12 protein-coding genes and 8 tRNA genes are annotated in these 14,994 nt (G+C 48.5%); 8 read left to right on the top strand and 12 right to left on the bottom strand.

The genetic code is table 11. The annotated features are described in order from the left end of the window. Positions 1-114 precede the first annotated feature (114 nt). The 8 genes from BTA35_RS12470 to BTA35_RS12435 form a co-directional block, all read right to left on the bottom strand. Positions 115-190, bottom strand: a tRNA-Gly gene (locus tag BTA35_RS12470). Positions 191-234: 44 nt separating this feature from the next. Further along, a tRNA-Glu gene (locus BTA35_RS12465) sits at positions 235-310 on the bottom strand. A 74-nt stretch (positions 311-384) separates the two neighbouring features. Beyond that, positions 385-460: transfer RNA gene (locus BTA35_RS12460), tRNA-Gly, on the bottom strand. Between the two features lie 25 nt (positions 461-485). Beyond that, positions 486-561 (bottom strand) — tRNA-Glu (locus BTA35_RS12455). Positions 562-599: 38 nt separating this feature from the next. Beyond that, positions 600-675: transfer RNA gene (locus BTA35_RS12450), tRNA-Gly, on the bottom strand. A 24-nt stretch (positions 676-699) separates the two neighbouring features. Next, a tRNA-Glu gene (locus BTA35_RS12445) sits at positions 700-775 on the bottom strand. Between the two features lie 25 nt (positions 776-800). Beyond that, a tRNA-Gly gene (locus BTA35_RS12440) sits at positions 801-876 on the bottom strand. A 65-nt stretch (positions 877-941) separates the two neighbouring features. After that, positions 942-1,017: transfer RNA gene (locus BTA35_RS12435), tRNA-Glu, on the bottom strand. 361 nt (positions 1,018-1,378) lie between these two features. Between BTA35_RS12435 and BTA35_RS12430 the strand changes: the two genes are divergently transcribed. The 4 genes from BTA35_RS12430 (at position 1,379) to BTA35_RS12415 (ending at position 4,929) form a co-directional block, all read left to right on the top strand. Further along, the gene (locus BTA35_RS12430; protein WP_078320138.1) at positions 1,379-2,155 is read left to right on the top strand and encodes a hypothetical protein; all 777 of its coding nucleotides are present in this window, start codon (positions 1,379-1,381) and stop codon (positions 2,153-2,155) included. Positions 2,156-2,193: 38 nt separating this feature from the next. After that, positions 2,194-2,619: a peptide-methionine (R)-S-oxide reductase MsrB gene (gene msrB, locus BTA35_RS12425; RefSeq protein ID WP_078320137.1), complete on the top strand. Its 426-nt coding sequence runs from the start codon at positions 2,194-2,196 to the stop codon at positions 2,617-2,619. Between the two features lie 121 nt (positions 2,620-2,740). Continuing rightward, positions 2,741-3,625 (top strand): ribosome biogenesis GTPase YlqF, encoded by an 885-nt coding sequence (gene ylqF, locus BTA35_RS12420; protein ID WP_078320192.1) that lies wholly within the window; start codon positions 2,741-2,743, stop codon positions 3,623-3,625. Positions 3,626-3,726: 101 nt separating this feature from the next. Further along, positions 3,727-4,929, top strand: a complete 1,203-nt coding sequence (locus BTA35_RS12415) for a GGDEF domain-containing protein (protein ID WP_078320136.1) — start codon at positions 3,727-3,729, stop codon at positions 4,927-4,929. A 52-nt stretch (positions 4,930-4,981) separates the two neighbouring features. Here the strand turns inward: BTA35_RS12415 and BTA35_RS12410 are convergent, their stop codons facing one another. Next, positions 4,982-5,494, bottom strand: coding sequence for an enoyl-CoA hydratase-related protein (locus BTA35_RS12410; protein WP_274378430.1), 513 nt, complete (start codon positions 5,492-5,494; stop codon positions 4,982-4,984). Further along, the gene (locus tag BTA35_RS18730; RefSeq protein ID WP_274378429.1) at positions 5,403-5,810 is read right to left on the bottom strand and encodes an enoyl-CoA hydratase-related protein; all 408 of its coding nucleotides are present in this window, start codon (positions 5,808-5,810) and stop codon (positions 5,403-5,405) included. Before BTA35_RS18730 ends, BTA35_RS12410 begins: the two co-directional genes overlap by 92 nt. Positions 5,811-6,009: 199 nt before the next feature. Here BTA35_RS18730 and BTA35_RS12405 point away from each other — a divergent pair, with 199 nt between their 5' ends. The 4 genes from BTA35_RS12405 to BTA35_RS12385 all read left to right on the top strand — a co-directional run bounded on the left by BTA35_RS12405 (position 6,010) and on the right by BTA35_RS12385 (position 13,076). Continuing rightward, positions 6,010-7,224, top strand: a complete 1,215-nt coding sequence (locus BTA35_RS12405) for a pyridoxal phosphate-dependent aminotransferase (RefSeq protein WP_078320135.1) — start codon at positions 6,010-6,012, stop codon at positions 7,222-7,224. A gap of 267 nt (positions 7,225-7,491) precedes the next feature. Further along, a complete protein-coding gene (htpX, locus tag BTA35_RS12400; protein WP_078320134.1) occupies positions 7,492-8,373 on the top strand; it encodes a protease HtpX in 882 nt (293 codons plus the stop codon). Between the two features lie 342 nt (positions 8,374-8,715). Then, a complete protein-coding gene (locus BTA35_RS12390) occupies positions 8,716-11,319 on the top strand; it encodes an ATP-binding protein (protein ID WP_078320132.1) in 2,604 nt (867 codons plus the stop codon). A 2-nt stretch (positions 11,320-11,321) separates the two neighbouring features. Continuing rightward, complete coding sequence (locus BTA35_RS12385) at positions 11,322-13,076, top strand: EAL domain-containing response regulator (RefSeq protein WP_078320131.1); 1,755 nt, start codon at positions 11,322-11,324, stop codon at positions 13,074-13,076. 102 nt (positions 13,077-13,178) lie between these two features. On the opposite strand, the gene BTA35_RS12380 is transcribed toward BTA35_RS12385, so the two are convergent. Beyond that, a complete protein-coding gene (locus BTA35_RS12380; protein WP_078320130.1) occupies positions 13,179-13,631 on the bottom strand; it encodes a universal stress protein in 453 nt (150 codons plus the stop codon). 21 nt (positions 13,632-13,652) lie between these two features. Next, positions 13,653-14,939, bottom strand: coding sequence for a TRAP transporter large permease (locus BTA35_RS12375; RefSeq protein ID WP_078320129.1), 1,287 nt, complete (start codon positions 14,937-14,939; stop codon positions 13,653-13,655). Positions 14,940-14,994 lie beyond the last annotated feature (55 nt).

Genomic DNA, 14,994 nt, shown 5'->3' with positions numbered 1-14,994 from the left:
AAATAAAATCACTGACAAGAGAAAAAACGGGCCCGCTATAGATCAGAAGCAGAAATCAAAGAAAGAAGACAAACGAAAAAAGCCAGTCACATAAAGTAACTGGCTTTTAAAATCTGGAGCGGGAAACGAGATTCGAACTCGCGACCCCAACCTTGGCAAGGTTGTGCTCTACCAACTGAGCTATTCCCGCATAACAATATTACTGCTTACAATAATATCTTCTTAAAAAGAAGATGGCGTCCCATAGGGGGTTCGAACCCCTGTTACCGCCGTGAAAGGGCGGTGTCCTAGGCCACTAGACGAATGGGACACATACCTTACTTAAAAGGTGACACCAGATAAGGCCGACCACCAAGTTAACCATTTAACCAAATCAGCAGATACTGGAGCGGGAAACGAGATTCGAACTCGCGACCCCAACCTTGGCAAGGTTGTGCTCTACCAACTGAGCTATTCCCGCATCACAACTGCCGTGTGGCAAAATATGGCGTCCCATAGGGGGTTCGAACCCCTGTTACCGCCGTGAAAGGGCGGTGTCCTAGGCCACTAGACGAATGGGACGTATAACTTGTTACAATCTCTTTTTGACTGAGTATGAATGGAGCGGGAAACGAGATTCGAACTCGCGACCCCAACCTTGGCAAGGTTGTGCTCTACCAACTGAGCTATTCCCGCATCATCCTGCACAGGCAGAAAGAGTGGCGTCCCATAGGGGGTTCGAACCCCTGTTACCGCCGTGAAAGGGCGGTGTCCTAGGCCACTAGACGAATGGGACGCGGCCGATTTTGGTTATTTGAAATTGGAGCGGGAAACGAGATTCGAACTCGCGACCCCAACCTTGGCAAGGTTGTGCTCTACCAACTGAGCTATTCCCGCATCACAACGCTATTTATTATCAACATACGGTTTCACGCCGACATGCTGTAAACAGCAACAAGAAATGGCGTCCCATAGGGGGTTCGAACCCCTGTTACCGCCGTGAAAGGGCGGTGTCCTAGGCCACTAGACGAATGGGACGTGGTCTTGCAAATAACCCCTCATCGAAGGATGGCGCGCATTTTATAGACGACCAAAGATAGTGTCAACCACTTTTTTTCTTTTCTTATCAGAAACTTCCATTACTTTGCCCTCAGGCCAAATCACCTCTAATGCCTTAACTTTGAATCATCTTTTTAAAATTCGCGCTGATGTGTTTTTTTTCTTATTATTCATCAAGGTGTATTGCAACTGCTGTTTTAAGTTTTTCCGGATCATGCCGATAGTCACTATATGTGAAGCTGTATCTTCGTATATAGTGAATAATAGTGGACACTTGATACACAAGTGAAACGCTTATCAGGTATCAGAAACTACAAGCTCAGGATAAAGGGAACCTGGAATGTCATCAGTGATCATTCTTGGCGTTGTGCTTTCATTAGCACTGGGCCTCGTATTTATTGTCTACTCGAAGCAGGCTGCAGAAAAGAAGCGCATCGAGCATATTCGCTATTTACGCTCTTTGGGAGACAGGGCCAGAAACTTAATGTTTTTAATGGAAGAGGTTCCCGCACATTACCTGGACCAGAATATGCGTATATTTCTGTCCCGCAGCGTTGTGGAGCTGTTCCAGCAACAGTACGAAGCAGACCCCGATGATAAAGTTGCCAAGCATTTAGAAAATGCCAAGCAATTATTGGAGCTTGCCACTAAAAATAAAAATGTTTCCGCCGTTCCTGTTACTGACATTCAGACCGCCAACAATGTACGTCGCAATCTGAAACTACTGCACAAGCATATATCGGTTCAGTACCAGGAAAAGAAAATATCCCACGCGATGGCTCAGGGGTTCCTGAAACAGCTCAGAAAGGCTTTCACGCAAACAATTATTGAGGTGTATATCTCTGCGGGCAAGAAAGCAGAGCGGGAAATGAAGCCAAAAATCGCGGCGCTGCATTACCGCCGCGTTATCAGCGAAATGGGTAAAAACAACCAGGGCGGTGATTACACCGACCAGATTCTGGCAACCAAAAAACGGGTTGATGAGCTGGAAGAATCAGCGGCTAAACAGGAACAGCAGGAACGCCTGGAAGGACAACAGGGTGATCAGCTGACCAAAGAGCTGGAAAAAATGGTAGAGGAAGAAGATCAGTGGAAGAAAAAACAGGTTTATGATTAATCAGCCTGCTCAGTAACTCTTATTTAGGAAGCAGTATTATGCCTGATATTAAGGAGTCAAATACGCCACCGCAAAAAGATGATCAGCAATGGCGTCAGGAGCTTTCTTCAGAGCAGTATAATATTTGCCGTTGTGGCGGAACGGAGCCTCCCTTCAGCGGAAAATACTACCATCACCACGAGGTGGGCACTTATCTTTGTGCCTGTTGCAAAGCACCGCTTTTTGACTCTGAAACAAAATACGAGTCCGGTAGTGGTTGGCCCAGTTTCTGGCAATGCCTTAATGATCAAGCGATCAAAGAGCGTACTGACCAAAGCCACGGCATGTTACGCACAGAGATTCTCTGCAGCATCTGTGATGCGCACTTAGGCCATATCTTTCCCGATGGCCCTCAACCTACGGGCTTACGTTACTGCGTCAACTCCGCATCTCTGGATTTTGCCATTAAAGAACCTGATGCCTGACGCTTTCTTGCATTAAACTACTGATAAAATCCTACCTGCTTGTTATACTTTTTCCCTTTATCAAGCCGCTTCATGCTGAAGCGGCTTGTTGCGTTCAGAGCGACAGGAGAGCCCTATGGCGATGTTAGGTTGGTATCCGGGACACATGAATAAGGCACGTCGGCAAATTAAAGATGCTCTGCCTGAAATCGATGTTATTATCGAAGTACTGGATGCTCGACTCCCTTACTCCAGCGCCAACCCTATGCTGAATGAGCTACGCGGCAACAAGCCCTGCCTGAAGATTCTGAGTCGTGATGACCTGGCTGATCCAGTGATCACTAAGCGCTGGATCAAACACTTTGAAGGACAGAGCGAAACACGGGCAATTACGGTCACCACGACAGAGTCCCGCACCCTGAAACAAATCCCGAAAATCGTCAAAGAGATGGCTGGACAGGTACGTAAAGACCGGCCTGTGCGGGTTATGGTGATGGGGATACCTAACGTTGGTAAATCGACCCTGATTAACAGTCTGGCGGGCAAAAAAGTCGCTAAGGTTGGAGATGAGCCAGCGGTTACCAAGCGACAGCAAAAAATTGCACTGCCGTCCGGCATTGCCATTATTGACACCCCCGGAGTGCTTTGGCCTCGCATTGAAGATCAGAACAGCGCTTACCGGCTGGCAACATCAGGTGCTATCCGCAACACTGCTATCGACTACCTGGACATTGCCATGTTTGCGGCTGGAGAGCTTATGGTACGCTACCCCCAGCCTTTATCATCCCGCTACAAGATGAATAAACTACCGGAAACCCCGGAAGCTATACTCGAACTGATCGCCAGTAAGCGGGGCGGATTAAAGGCTGGAGGTCAGATCGACTGGCATAAAGCCTCAGAAGTGTTGCTGAATGACCTTCGGAGCGGCCACATGGGTCGACTGTCCCTGGAAGTGCCAGAAGATATCCCTGAGCCTGTGGATGAGAGTGAGAATGCCGATGAAACCAATGTACCCACTGCAGGCTAAGCCTGTAGAGCTTCGGGCGTAATACCTTCTGTCAGGGTCAATCAGCCCTCGGCTGAGGCTACTCAATCGTATAAAAAACAGTTCAAGGTAAACGCTCATTTATGTCTAAGCCCTCTACACCAGGTTCAGAACAGAGAACGCCATCAGAGGACAGGCGTCAGGGGACTTCTGCTGCGTCAACGCTGGATGATGCAACAGGGGGGCTCTATCGAAAGTTATCTGAATTCAATCTATTTGACACACTAAGCAACCGTTTTCATTCAGATGATTTCAATGCCACCCGCAGCGAATATATACGCACCCGTGTTAATATCCTGAGCATTATTTTTGCTATTTTTGCCCCTCTGTGGATTCCTATAGATTACCTGCTATTGACATCTGATGACGCCGGAGTCATCGCTGTTTATCGGCTACTGCTGTCCATCGCAATGCTGGGGCTGCTTCTGACTAACAATATCCGTAAGAGAAACCTTCAGCATTCACTGCTTTGTTTAACATTACTGATTATTTTCCCGGCACTCTTCTATACCGTCTGCCTGCTTCAGTTATCAGGCAACGATACCCTGATAGGCTACAGTTTTATTCCATTTCTTCTGGTTGCCATACTTAGTGTTTTTCCTCTCACTTTGATTGAAGCCAGCGTTCTGGGAACCGGGCTGATCGCTGCTCTGCTCTGTAATGACTTCTTTTACGGCACTCTTTTTACTCTGTCAGGGTTTAAAGATCTCTGGTTAATCAGCATTCTTCTGGTCATCGCCCTGTGGGCTAATCAGGCCCAGCTGCATATGCTGCTTCGTCTATACCGTCAGGCAACCCGGGACCCTCTGACCGGTCTTCTGAACCGTCGGGTTATGATGGAACGCATGAAGGAAATGAGCAAAACCTGGAGCAAGTCTGAACAGCCGGTAGTCAGTGTCCTGATGCTGGATCTGGATCGCTTTAAACGGATAAATGACACTTATGGACATCTGACCGGCGACCAGGTTCTGCAGGCTTTCAGCCAGATCATGAAAGATGAGTTACGCAGTACTGATATTCTGACCCGTTATGGTGGCGAAGAGTTTACGGCTATTCTGCCCGGGTCAGATATGGAGAATGCAAGCCATGCAGCAGAGCGCATTCGTATGCATTGCGAACAGTCCTGGGTAGCGTCAACCGATAATGAGCCTGTGCGCTTCACTGTCAGTATAGGTGTTGGCGAATTAAAACCGGGCGAAACTTTTAATGACGCGCTACACAGAGTGGACAACTCTCTCTATGAGGCAAAAAAAACCGGGCGAAATAAAGTGGTTCAGGCTGACTGAACCACTCTGAAGAGGCCTGTGCTCAGACTCCCAAGCCTCTGCAGAAAGGGGGCTAACGTCCCTGCCAGCACGCAGGACGCTTACCCAAAAATGCGTCAACACCCTCCTGGGCATCATGGGCCAGCATGTTCTCTGTCATCACCCGACTGCAGTAGTGGTAAGCGTCACTCTGGGTCATATCCCGCTGCTGATAGAAGGCTTCTTTACCAACCTTAAGGGTATATGACGATTTAGCGGCGATCAGCTGAGCGACCTCGTCCACTCGGGCGTCCAGTGCATCCGGCGCAACCGCCTCATTGATCAGCCCCACTTGCTCCGCTTTGTCTGCGGTCACCATTTCACCGGTCAGTAGCATGGCCATCGCTTGCTTAGGGTGCACAGCACGGGTCAAAGCCACCATAGGTGTTGAACAGAACAGACCGATATTAACGCCCGGTGTGGCAAAACGGGAATCCGCTGCGGCATAGGCCAGGTCACAGGTTGCCACTAACTGGCAGCCAGCTGCCGTGGCAATACCATGTACCTTGGCAATCACCGGCTGCGGAATAGATTGAATCTTCGCCATCAGGTCTGCACAGGTGGAAAAGGTTTCCTGATAAAAAGCCTCGGTGCCCCCCCTCTTTCATCTCTCTGAGGTCATGGCCTGCACAAAACCCTTTGCCACTTCCGGAGATAACAATCACCTTAATCGATTTATCATCAGCCAAAAGACTCAGCTGTTGAATCAACGCCTGCATACAGGCCAGTGAAAGCGCGTTGTAAGCCTTAGGCCGGTTAAGCATCAGATAGCTAACTCCGCCTTTATCCTGACGCAAGACCAGCGCCTCATCTCCCTGATTTAAATGGGCCGACGGAGCTTGATGAGATTGTTTTCCTGACATATAAACGGTCCTTTTTATTGTTTGAATTCAGTTTATCAGCAAAACAGCATATCACCTTGGTAAAAAAAACCCATCAATCAGGCTATTCATCTATTTATCCGCTTACCAAAGCCCGATATATTATTTAATATAGATTACGTTCTAATATTACCAGGCACTATCGCCTGGCCCGACACCCAGCCCGCACAACGGAACCCGTATGCAAACCATCAAAAAGTCCACAAAACTAAACAATGTATGTTATGACATCCGTGGACCTGTCCTTGAAGAAGCCAAACGAATGGAAGAGGAAGGTCACCGTATTCTTAAACTGAATATCGGCAACCCGGCCCCATTCGGCTTTGAGGCACCGGAAGAGATTCTGCAGGATGTACTCTATAACTTGCCCAATGCCCAGGGCTACTGCGAATCCAAAGGTTTGTACTCGGCCCGTAAAGCAGTAATGCAGGAGTGTCAGCGCAAAAAAATCGACAACGTCTCCATTGAGGATATCTATCTCGGTAACGGCGTCAGTGAATTGATCGTCATGGCGACTCAGGGTTTACTGAATGACGATGATGAGTTGCTGATCCCTGCTCCGGATTACCCTCTCTGGACCGCCGCAACACGTCTGGCCGGTGGTAAGGCTGTACACTACATTTGCGATGAACAAGCGGATTGGTACCCGGACATAGAGGATATTCGCAGTAAAATCACCGATCGCACCAAAGGGATTGTGATCATCAACCCGAATAATCCTACCGGAGCCCTCTACCCTGAATCTCTGCTACTGCAGATTATCGAAGTGGCACGGGAGCACAACCTAGTCATTCTGGCGGATGAGATCTACGACAAAATTCTTTACGACGAAGAGAAGCACACCTCCATCGCTAGTCTGGCAGATGATGTTCTGTTTCTGACGTTCAATGGCCTATCAAAGTCCTACCGGGTAGCTGGTTTTCGATCCGGCTGGATGATTATCAGCGGCAATAAACATAATGCTGCAGATTTTATCGAAGGACTGAGCATGCTCTCCTCTATGCGCCTTTGTGCCAATGTTCCGGCTCAGCATGCGGTTCAGACAGCCCTTGGCGGTTACCAGAGTATTAATGACCTGATACTGCCCGGCGGACGCCTGAAAGAGCAGCGGGATCTGGCCTGGGAGATGCTGGACAATATCCCCGGCATCAGCTGTGTCAAGCCGAAAGGAGCACTCTACCTGTTCCCTAAACTGGACGTGAAGCGCTTTAATATCCATGACGATGAGAAGTTCGCTTTCGACCTTCTCAAACAGGAAAAGATGCTGATTGTGCAAGGAACCGCATTCAACTGGCCGGAACCTGATCACTTCCGCATCGTTTCACTGCCCTACGTCGATCAGCTGGAAGATGCCATCAATCGCATCGACCGTTTTCTGAGCAAATACAGCCAGTAAAACCGGACGATATCCAAAGATATCTGATACCCCGACTCAATCGGGGTATTTTTTCACAAATATCTTTTTTTGCTCAACGGCTATGGAACCAAAAAAAGTGGCCGCTATCAAAAGGCAACATTGGTTTAATAATGTTCCCAGAGAAATTCCGGCTAAGGCTGCGTAACAACTAAAATGCGAACGCACCTTGCAACCGGACGTTTCAACCCAATTTAATATATAACTATTATTTAAAAAGCTGATTAACTTGATGGAGAATTCGCAAAAATGATGCGTATCGGACTATTCCTTTTAACGAACCTGGCTGTACTTGTAATTGCGGGTATCGTTCTTAGCGTACTGGGGGTAGGCAGCTATAAGTCGGGTGGCAGCCTCAACCTGACCAGCCTGCTGATCTTCTGCGGTGTTTTCGGCATGACAGGCTCTCTGATCTCTCTGTTTATGTCTAAAACCATCGCTAAAATGAGCACCCGTACTCAGGTTATTGATCAGCCCCGTAACGAAACCGAAGCATGGTTACTGCAAACGGTTGCCGAATTGTCACAAAAGGCAGGCATCAAGATGCCGACCGTGGGTATTTTTCCAGCGATGGAATCCAATGCCTTTGCAACGGGCTGGAACCGAAATGATGCCCTGGTATCGGTCAGTGCCGGATTACTGCAACGTATGAGCCCCGATGAAGTGCGCGCTGTTCTGGCCCACGAGATCGGTCACGTTGCTAACGGTGATATGGTGACCCTGGCTCTGATTCAGGGCGTGGTGAACACCTTTGTCATGTTTGTAACCCGTGTTGTGGTTTACGCAATTGATCAGTTCACCGCCAACGAAGAAGGTGAAGGCGGCCTGGGCTGGGTTGCCGAAATGGTACTAACCATTGTGCTGGATATTCTGTTTGGCATTCTGGCCTCTGCTGTTGTTACCTGGTTCAGCCGTAAGCGTGAGTTCAAAGCTGATCATGCCGGCGCAACACTTGCGGATCGTCAGTCGATGATATCTGCTCTGCAGCGTCTGAAGGCGGAATCTGGTGAGGAAAGCATGATGAAAGGCTCCATGACAGCTCTTGCTATCTCCGGTGGCAGAATGTCAGCTATGTTTGCATCACACCCACCACTGGATGAGCGTATCGAGGCTCTGCAGCGTGGTCGCTAATCCGTTAAAAAATATTGATTAGTTCCCGGGCAAAGAACAGAAACATGCCATATAAAAGAAACGGTCTGCATACTGCAGGCCGTTTTTTTATAGCCTGCTTTATAGGCTGGTCGTGATACCGCTCCAAAGACGCTGAATGATCTTTACTCAGGCACGCACTTTTTAACCCTGATACACCAGAAAACAGCATCTATCATATTTGTTTTATCGTATAATTCTGAATCATCCGTAGTTGCCTCTAAATTTGAGAAGATATCCTCTTATTATGCGAATATATCATCTGTGATTCTCTGCAACTCAAAACCCCGTTACCGCCAAACCCTGTAAGCGAAGGTCTTAACCATGTCTGATCCATTATTGCCAGTCAACGAAACCGAACGCCTTCAGCATCTGCATGAACTGGCGATTCTTGATTCAGGGCGAGATGCTGCGTTTGACCGACTGACAGAACTGGCAAGAGACCTTTTTGATACCCCCATCGCTTTAGTATCACTAGTGGATAAAAACCGGCAATGGTTTAAGTCTGAGCAGGGATTTAACTGTACGGAGACCCATAGGGATATCTCCTTCTGCTCTCACGCCATATCCCTGGGTGAAAACCTGATTATCCCTGATACACTGGCTGATGAGCAGTTTCGGGACAATCCTTTAGTCACCGGTGAACGCTCAATTCGTTTTTATGCCGGCATCCCCATCAGCATTAGCGACGGGTTACACCTGGGAAGTTTCTGTATTCTTGATACCCGGCCAAGAACCCTATCTGCCCGGGAGGTGCTCCGCCTGGAGCAGCTCGCCCGTCAGGCTGAAGAGCTGATTCGCCTGCACCAGCAAACCCTTATACTTGCCCGTGAAAAAAACGAAGTTGGTATCAGCCGGGCCCGTTACCGTGCCATTGTCGATTCAGCGGCAGCAGGCATCATCCGTATCAACCACCTCGGCACCATTCTTGAAGTTAACCCCTTCGCCCAGCAGCTTCTCGACTACAGTGAAGAGGAGCTAAAAGGCCAGAATGTTAAAGTGATCATGCCCAACCCATGGGCAAGAGAACATGACGATTATCTGAGTCGCTTTATGCAAAGTGGCCAGGCTAAGATCATTGGCAAAGGCCGGGAAGTTGAAGCCCGGCGGAAGGATGGCACCCGGTTACCGATTCACTTAGGGGTTAGTGAGGTTCATAGCAACCAACCTGAAGAGCGCCAGTTCATTGGTATTTTATCGGACCTGCAGGATGTTCGGGCTGCTCAACGGGCAGAGCAGCAAGAGAAAGCACTACTGAAAATTCTCCACCAGGGGCTGACTGATTACCAGGCACTGCTTTCAAAAGATAAGCTTTGGGCTTTTCTTATGGAGGCACTCCGGGAGCTGACCGATAGTGAGTATGCATTTATCGGTGAAGTCTTGCTGGTTGATGGCCGCAAAGCACTCAAACTGCATGCCATAACAGACCTGTCGTGGAGTAAAGAGTCCAAGTTACTGATGGATAAGCTGGTGGCAGGCGATATGTTACTCAGTAACCCGGATACCCTTATTGGTAAAGTATTCGCCGATGAAGAGTTAATTATTGATAACAAGATGCAGGAACGGTTTGAGAACAGCCATCTGCCTCCGGGTCACCCGGAACTTTATCGCTACATGGGTGTGCCCATATTTGACCAAGGTGAAGTGATTGGCATGTTTGCCATCGCTAATGGCCAGAAGGACTATCAACCGGAACTGGCTGAGTGGCTGAACCCTTTTACCAGTACCTGTGCATTACTGATTCGCCTATACCGGCAAATGCATGAGCGTGAGCAAATCAATGGACAGCTGCGTCAGGCACGGGACGCGGCTCAGCAGGCCAGCCAGGCAAAAAGTGAATTCCTCTCATCGATGAGCCATGAGCTGCGCACGCCAATGAATGCGATACTGGGCTTTGCTCAGCTTCTGCAGTCCGGTAAGCACCCGCTGACAGATCGCCAGCAGCGCCATGTAAAACAGATCTACAAAAGCGGGCAGCACCTGCTTGCTCTGATTAATGATGTACTGGATCTGGCCCGCATTGAGGCAGGCCGTATCAGCGTTTCTCTGGAATCCCTTAATGTGCGGGAAATGATGCTGGATGCACTGGCGGGGCTGCAACCGATAGCCGACCAGTATCAGATTCTTCTGCAGCCGGACGAAAGTACGGATCAAACCATCTGGGTCACTGCTGATTATACCCGCTGCCAACAGGTACTGATAAACCTGGTTACCAATGCTATTAAATACAATCGCCCTGAAGGCCAGGTATTTATACGCTGCAAAACACAGGGAAATCAACTGCGTATTGAAGTTGAAGACACGGGTGAAGGCATCTCTTCAGATCAGCTTGAACAGCTGTTCCAACCCTTTAGCCGACTCGGTGCTGAGAATTCCGCCATCGAAGGAACCGGTATCGGCCTAGCCCTGAGTCAACAGCTGGTCGAACTGATGCAGGGGCGTATCGGTGTGGAAAGTGAGGAGCACAAAGGAAGCTGTTTCTGGTTTACACTACCATTGGCTGATCAGAGCAGTGCCGAGCATCACAATCCGACTCAAAAAACGGATGCGGAACAAAAGGGAATTCATCTGCTATATGTGGAAGACAATCCCGCTAACCAGCGTTTACTGAAAGCTTTTGTTGATGAACACCCGGCCTACCGGCTATCTCTGGCCTCCTCCGCAGAGATCGCCCTGGAGATGGCGGCCTCAGATATACCGGACCTAATTCTGATGGATCTTGACCTGCCAGGTATTACAGGGGTTCAGGCACAAAAAATGCTGTCACGTAACCCTCTGACCCGAAAAATACCTGTTATTGCAGTCTCCGCAGCAGCTTCAGACAAGTGTCGCTCTGAACTTATGTCAGATGGCTTTATCGATTACCTCAATAAACCTCTGGATCTGGATCAGTTACTCCAGACACTGCAAAAACAACTGGAGCATTAATTGTGGATAGTCAAAGCTCATTAAATACTGATGCAGATATCCTGATTCTTGATGACAACGAGGTCAACGTCGACCTGTTGGCCAGCATGCTTGAAGATGAAGGCTTTGAGCAGATTGAATGTATGACTGATCCGCGAAAGCTGATGCCCAGGGTTAAGCAAAAGTGTCCGGATCTGATTTTCCTTGATATCCGCATACCCCACATTACAGGCCTTGAACTCCTAGAGCAGCTTCGGGATCAGCTACCGGATAAACAACCTGCCGTTATTGTGCTAACGGCTAATACCGATCAGGATACCCGTTACCAGGCTTTGGAGCTTGGAGCCAGAGACTTTCTCACCAAGCCCTTTGACAACAAAGAGGTCCTGCGCAGACTGGAGAATATACTTCAGGAGCATATAAAACTTCAGCAACAGATGTTCCGTGCGGACGAGTTGGAAACACTGGTACAACAGCGTACCTCTGAGCTGCGCCGAATGAGTGTAGAGGACCCCTTAACCGGGCTGCCAAATCGGCGAGGACTGCTTAACCTACTCCATGATCGCCTACAGAAAGACAAGCCCCAGCTGCTCTATTTTTTCTCCGTAGATGGCTTAGAGGAGATGGCTCGGTTGCACGGCCTGGAAGTAGCAGAAAATCTGGCGCTGGCCTTAAAAAACAGAGCCGTAGCTAACCGTCAGCCAGGGGATATTCTTGGCCTCTGGAGCAGTACCGAATGGGTTCTGCTGCGTGAAACCAAACAGGCGGCAGAGCTTTCCTGCCAACAACTGGCAGATCACGTAACCCCCTTGTTGGATACTATCCGAGAACCTATCGATTATCAGGAGTTTCGGATACGACTCAATGTACGTGCAGGATTAAGCACATCCGGTGCACAGCGTTCGGCGGAAAACCTGATCCGTCTTGCTGCTTTGGCAGTCCCTGAAAAACCAAATACCTGGCGAGACTACACACCGGAGCTGGAAGCTCAATTACAGCAGAAGGTGACGCTGCAGGAAGCGTTGAATCAGGCAATTGAACGTCAGGAGCTAGAGCTTTACTTCCAACCCAAAATTACCCTGAAGAGCGAGCAATGCCTGGGCGCTGAAGCCTTATTGCGCTGGAGCCACCCTGATTTAGGCCGTATACCTCCCGATGTTTTTATTCCGGTAGCTGAAAAAACCGGACAGATTATAGAGATAGGCCAGTGGGTATTAGATCAAAGCTGCCAGAAGCTGAAGCAGTGGCGAGACCAACAGCTGGTAGCAGATAACTTTGTATTAGCCATTAACGTAGCCAGTCAGCAACTGATTCAGTCTGACTTTGCTCAAAAATGCCTGAACACCTTACAGCGCTATCAGTTACCCCCAAGCTCACTGGAGATAGAAGTCACAGAATCCGGTCTGATGACCGATATGGTCGTCGCTCTGGAGCAACTCTGTCAGTTAGCGGCAGCGGGGATATCAATCGCCATTGATGATTTTGGCACCGGATACTCATCTCTGGCCTACCTGAAAGAACTGCCTGTTTCAGTGCTTAAAATTGACCGTACTTTTATTAAAGATATGCACGTGAGTGATCAGGATAAGAAGTTAGTGGAAACCGTAATGCAGATGTCGGAGAACTTTAACTTTATCACCGTTGCAGAAGGGGTTGAAAATGAAGAGCAGCTGGAAATTCTGAGAGGTTTCAACTGTGAATTGATTCAGGGCTACTATTACTCACCACCCTTGACTGAAAAAGCCTTGCTGCAATATCTGCATGCGATCAATGACTAGCCCGTAACGATTAACTGCCGTCCCCGGGAAAATAATAGCCGGATTTATCGAAGATATCGGTAAATCCGGCCGATAAACCAGAAGTGATGCAATCTATTTTTTCTAAACGATCATCACCGGGCATTTAGCATGGGCTGCCACCCGCTGCGATACACTCCCTAAAAACATACCATCCACATCGGTATGAGTCCCTTTTGATCCCATAACAATCAGGTCAATCTCTTTAGTCTGTGCAAAAGACACAATTTTTTTAGAGGGACGTCCTCCTTTAACAAAACCTCGGCAGGTTACCCCCTGCTTCAGGGCATGTTTTTTTGCCTGATCCACAACATCCCTGGCATATTCTGTCAATGCCTGATCAGGGATCTGCATCTCATCCGGGCGAACCATGGATAGCGATGCCTCGAATAGACTGTGATGTTTGTACACACAGAGCAGATAGATTTCAGCTTCCCCATCCTGCTTACGAGTTAGCTGCTGTAGCTCAATTGCTTTATCTAAAGCATCCAAGGCTGTTACTGAGCCATCCACTGCCACTAAGATTCTTTTAAACATAGCGAACTCCTTAATCCCGGATTAGTCACTGAATGCCACATCCCGAAGGAAGAGGGCAATTTCAGGAAAAGCCACAAGTAATCCGGCCGAGAACAGCAGGATAGCAATAAAGGGCCCAGTTCCCCGAACGACTTCCCAGTAAGGTTTCTTAAAGATTGCGATGGCAGTAAAAATATCACAGCCAAAAGGAGGTGTTGCTGAACCGATGGCGACCTGCAGTGTAATAATGATCCCCACATGAACCGGATCAAGACCCGTCGCCTCTATGGCTGGTGCAAAAATCGGCGTCAGTACCAGGATAACAACAATAGGATCAACAAACATACAGGCGACAAAAAAGGCCACTGAGATCGCGACCAGAACACCGACGGGGCCCATATCATTGATACCAACCGCATCCAGAATAGTTTGAGGTATCTGAGCAAAAGAGATAATCCAGGAGAAGCCGTTCCCTACACCCACCAGGATAAAAACTACCGCCGTAATCAAACCTGTAGATTTAGCAATCGTGTAGATATCTTTACTGCTCAGGGAGCGGAAGACACCAAACTCCAGAATGACCGCATAAAGTACGCATACCGCAGCCGCTTCAGTCGGACTAAATACACCACCATAAATACCGCCAACAATAATAACGGGAAACATCAGCGGCCAGACTGCCATACGAGTCGCTTTAAAACGCTCACTCCAGCTCGCTTTTTCCTCTGTTGGTACATTGTGAACAGTAGCGTAAATCAGACAGTAGACAGAGAACAGAAACAGAATCAGCAGCCCTGGGCCGATACCTGCAATAAACAGTTCTGCAATAGATGTCTCGGAAATCACACCATAAATGATCATGCCGATACTGGGGGGGATCAAAAAGGCAATGTCGCTGGCATTGATAATCAGCGCCAACGAGAACGAGTCAGAGTAACCCGCTTTTAACAGTTTCGGTCTAAGCGCTGAGCCCACAGCAACAACCGTCGCCTGAGTCGAACCGGATACGGCACCAAACAAAGTACAGGAAGTCGCAGTACTGATCGCCAGCCCCCCACGGATATGTCCGATAAAGGTCATCACCATATCAATCAGGCGGTTGGCAGACTGCCCACGGGTCATAATATCTGCAGCCAGAATAAACATAGGAACGGCAATCAATGAAGCCGGACGAATACCTCCCAGCACCTGCTGGATAAAAGTATCCATCTGCCCAATACCGCCAAACATCATATAAAAACCGGTAAGGGCCGCGGTAATCAGGGGGATCATCATTGGAAAACCGAGCAAAAGCAGCACGATCATGATCAGCATTAAGGTTGTAGCCATGATAAATCCTTATGCATTATTTTTTTAAGATCATTTTTATCACTGGGCCTAAAAC

Source organism: Oceanospirillum linum (assembly GCF_001995095.2).
GTDB classification, from domain to species: Bacteria; Pseudomonadota; Gammaproteobacteria; order Pseudomonadales; family Halomonadaceae; genus Oceanospirillum; species Oceanospirillum linum.
Note: the sequence above shows the minus strand (reverse complement) of the source record. Positions and strands in the feature narration are given on the sequence as shown.

Excerpts from the sequence above, each read along its gene's own strand:
- BTA35_RS18730 (WP_274378429.1), bottom strand. The coding sequence starts at position 5,810 with ATGTCAGGAAAACAATCTCATCAAGCTCCGTCGGCCCATTTAAATCAG.
- BTA35_RS12415 (WP_078320136.1), top strand. The coding sequence starts at position 3,727 with ATGTCTAAGCCCTCTACACCAGGTTCAGAACAGAGAACGCCATCAGAG.
- BTA35_RS12430 (WP_078320138.1), top strand. The coding sequence starts at position 1,379 with ATGTCATCAGTGATCATTCTTGGCGTTGTGCTTTCATTAGCACTGGGC.
- BTA35_RS12380 (WP_078320130.1), bottom strand. The coding sequence starts at position 13,631 with ATGTTTAAAAGAATCTTAGTGGCAGTGGATGGCTCAGTAACAGCCTTG.
- BTA35_RS12390 (WP_078320132.1), top strand. The coding sequence starts at position 8,716 with ATGTCTGATCCATTATTGCCAGTCAACGAAACCGAACGCCTTCAGCAT.
- htpX (WP_078320134.1), top strand. The coding sequence starts at position 7,492 with ATGATGCGTATCGGACTATTCCTTTTAACGAACCTGGCTGTACTTGTA.
- BTA35_RS12405 (WP_078320135.1), top strand. The coding sequence starts at position 6,010 with ATGCAAACCATCAAAAAGTCCACAAAACTAAACAATGTATGTTATGAC.
- BTA35_RS12375 (WP_078320129.1), bottom strand. The coding sequence starts at position 14,939 with ATGGCTACAACCTTAATGCTGATCATGATCGTGCTGCTTTTGCTCGGT.
- BTA35_RS12410 (WP_274378430.1), bottom strand. The coding sequence starts at position 5,494 with ATGGCGAAGATTCAATCTATTCCGCAGCCGGTGATTGCCAAGGTACAT.
- msrB (WP_078320137.1), top strand. The coding sequence starts at position 2,194 with ATGCCTGATATTAAGGAGTCAAATACGCCACCGCAAAAAGATGATCAG.
- ylqF (WP_078320192.1), top strand. The coding sequence starts at position 2,741 with ATGTTAGGTTGGTATCCGGGACACATGAATAAGGCACGTCGGCAAATT.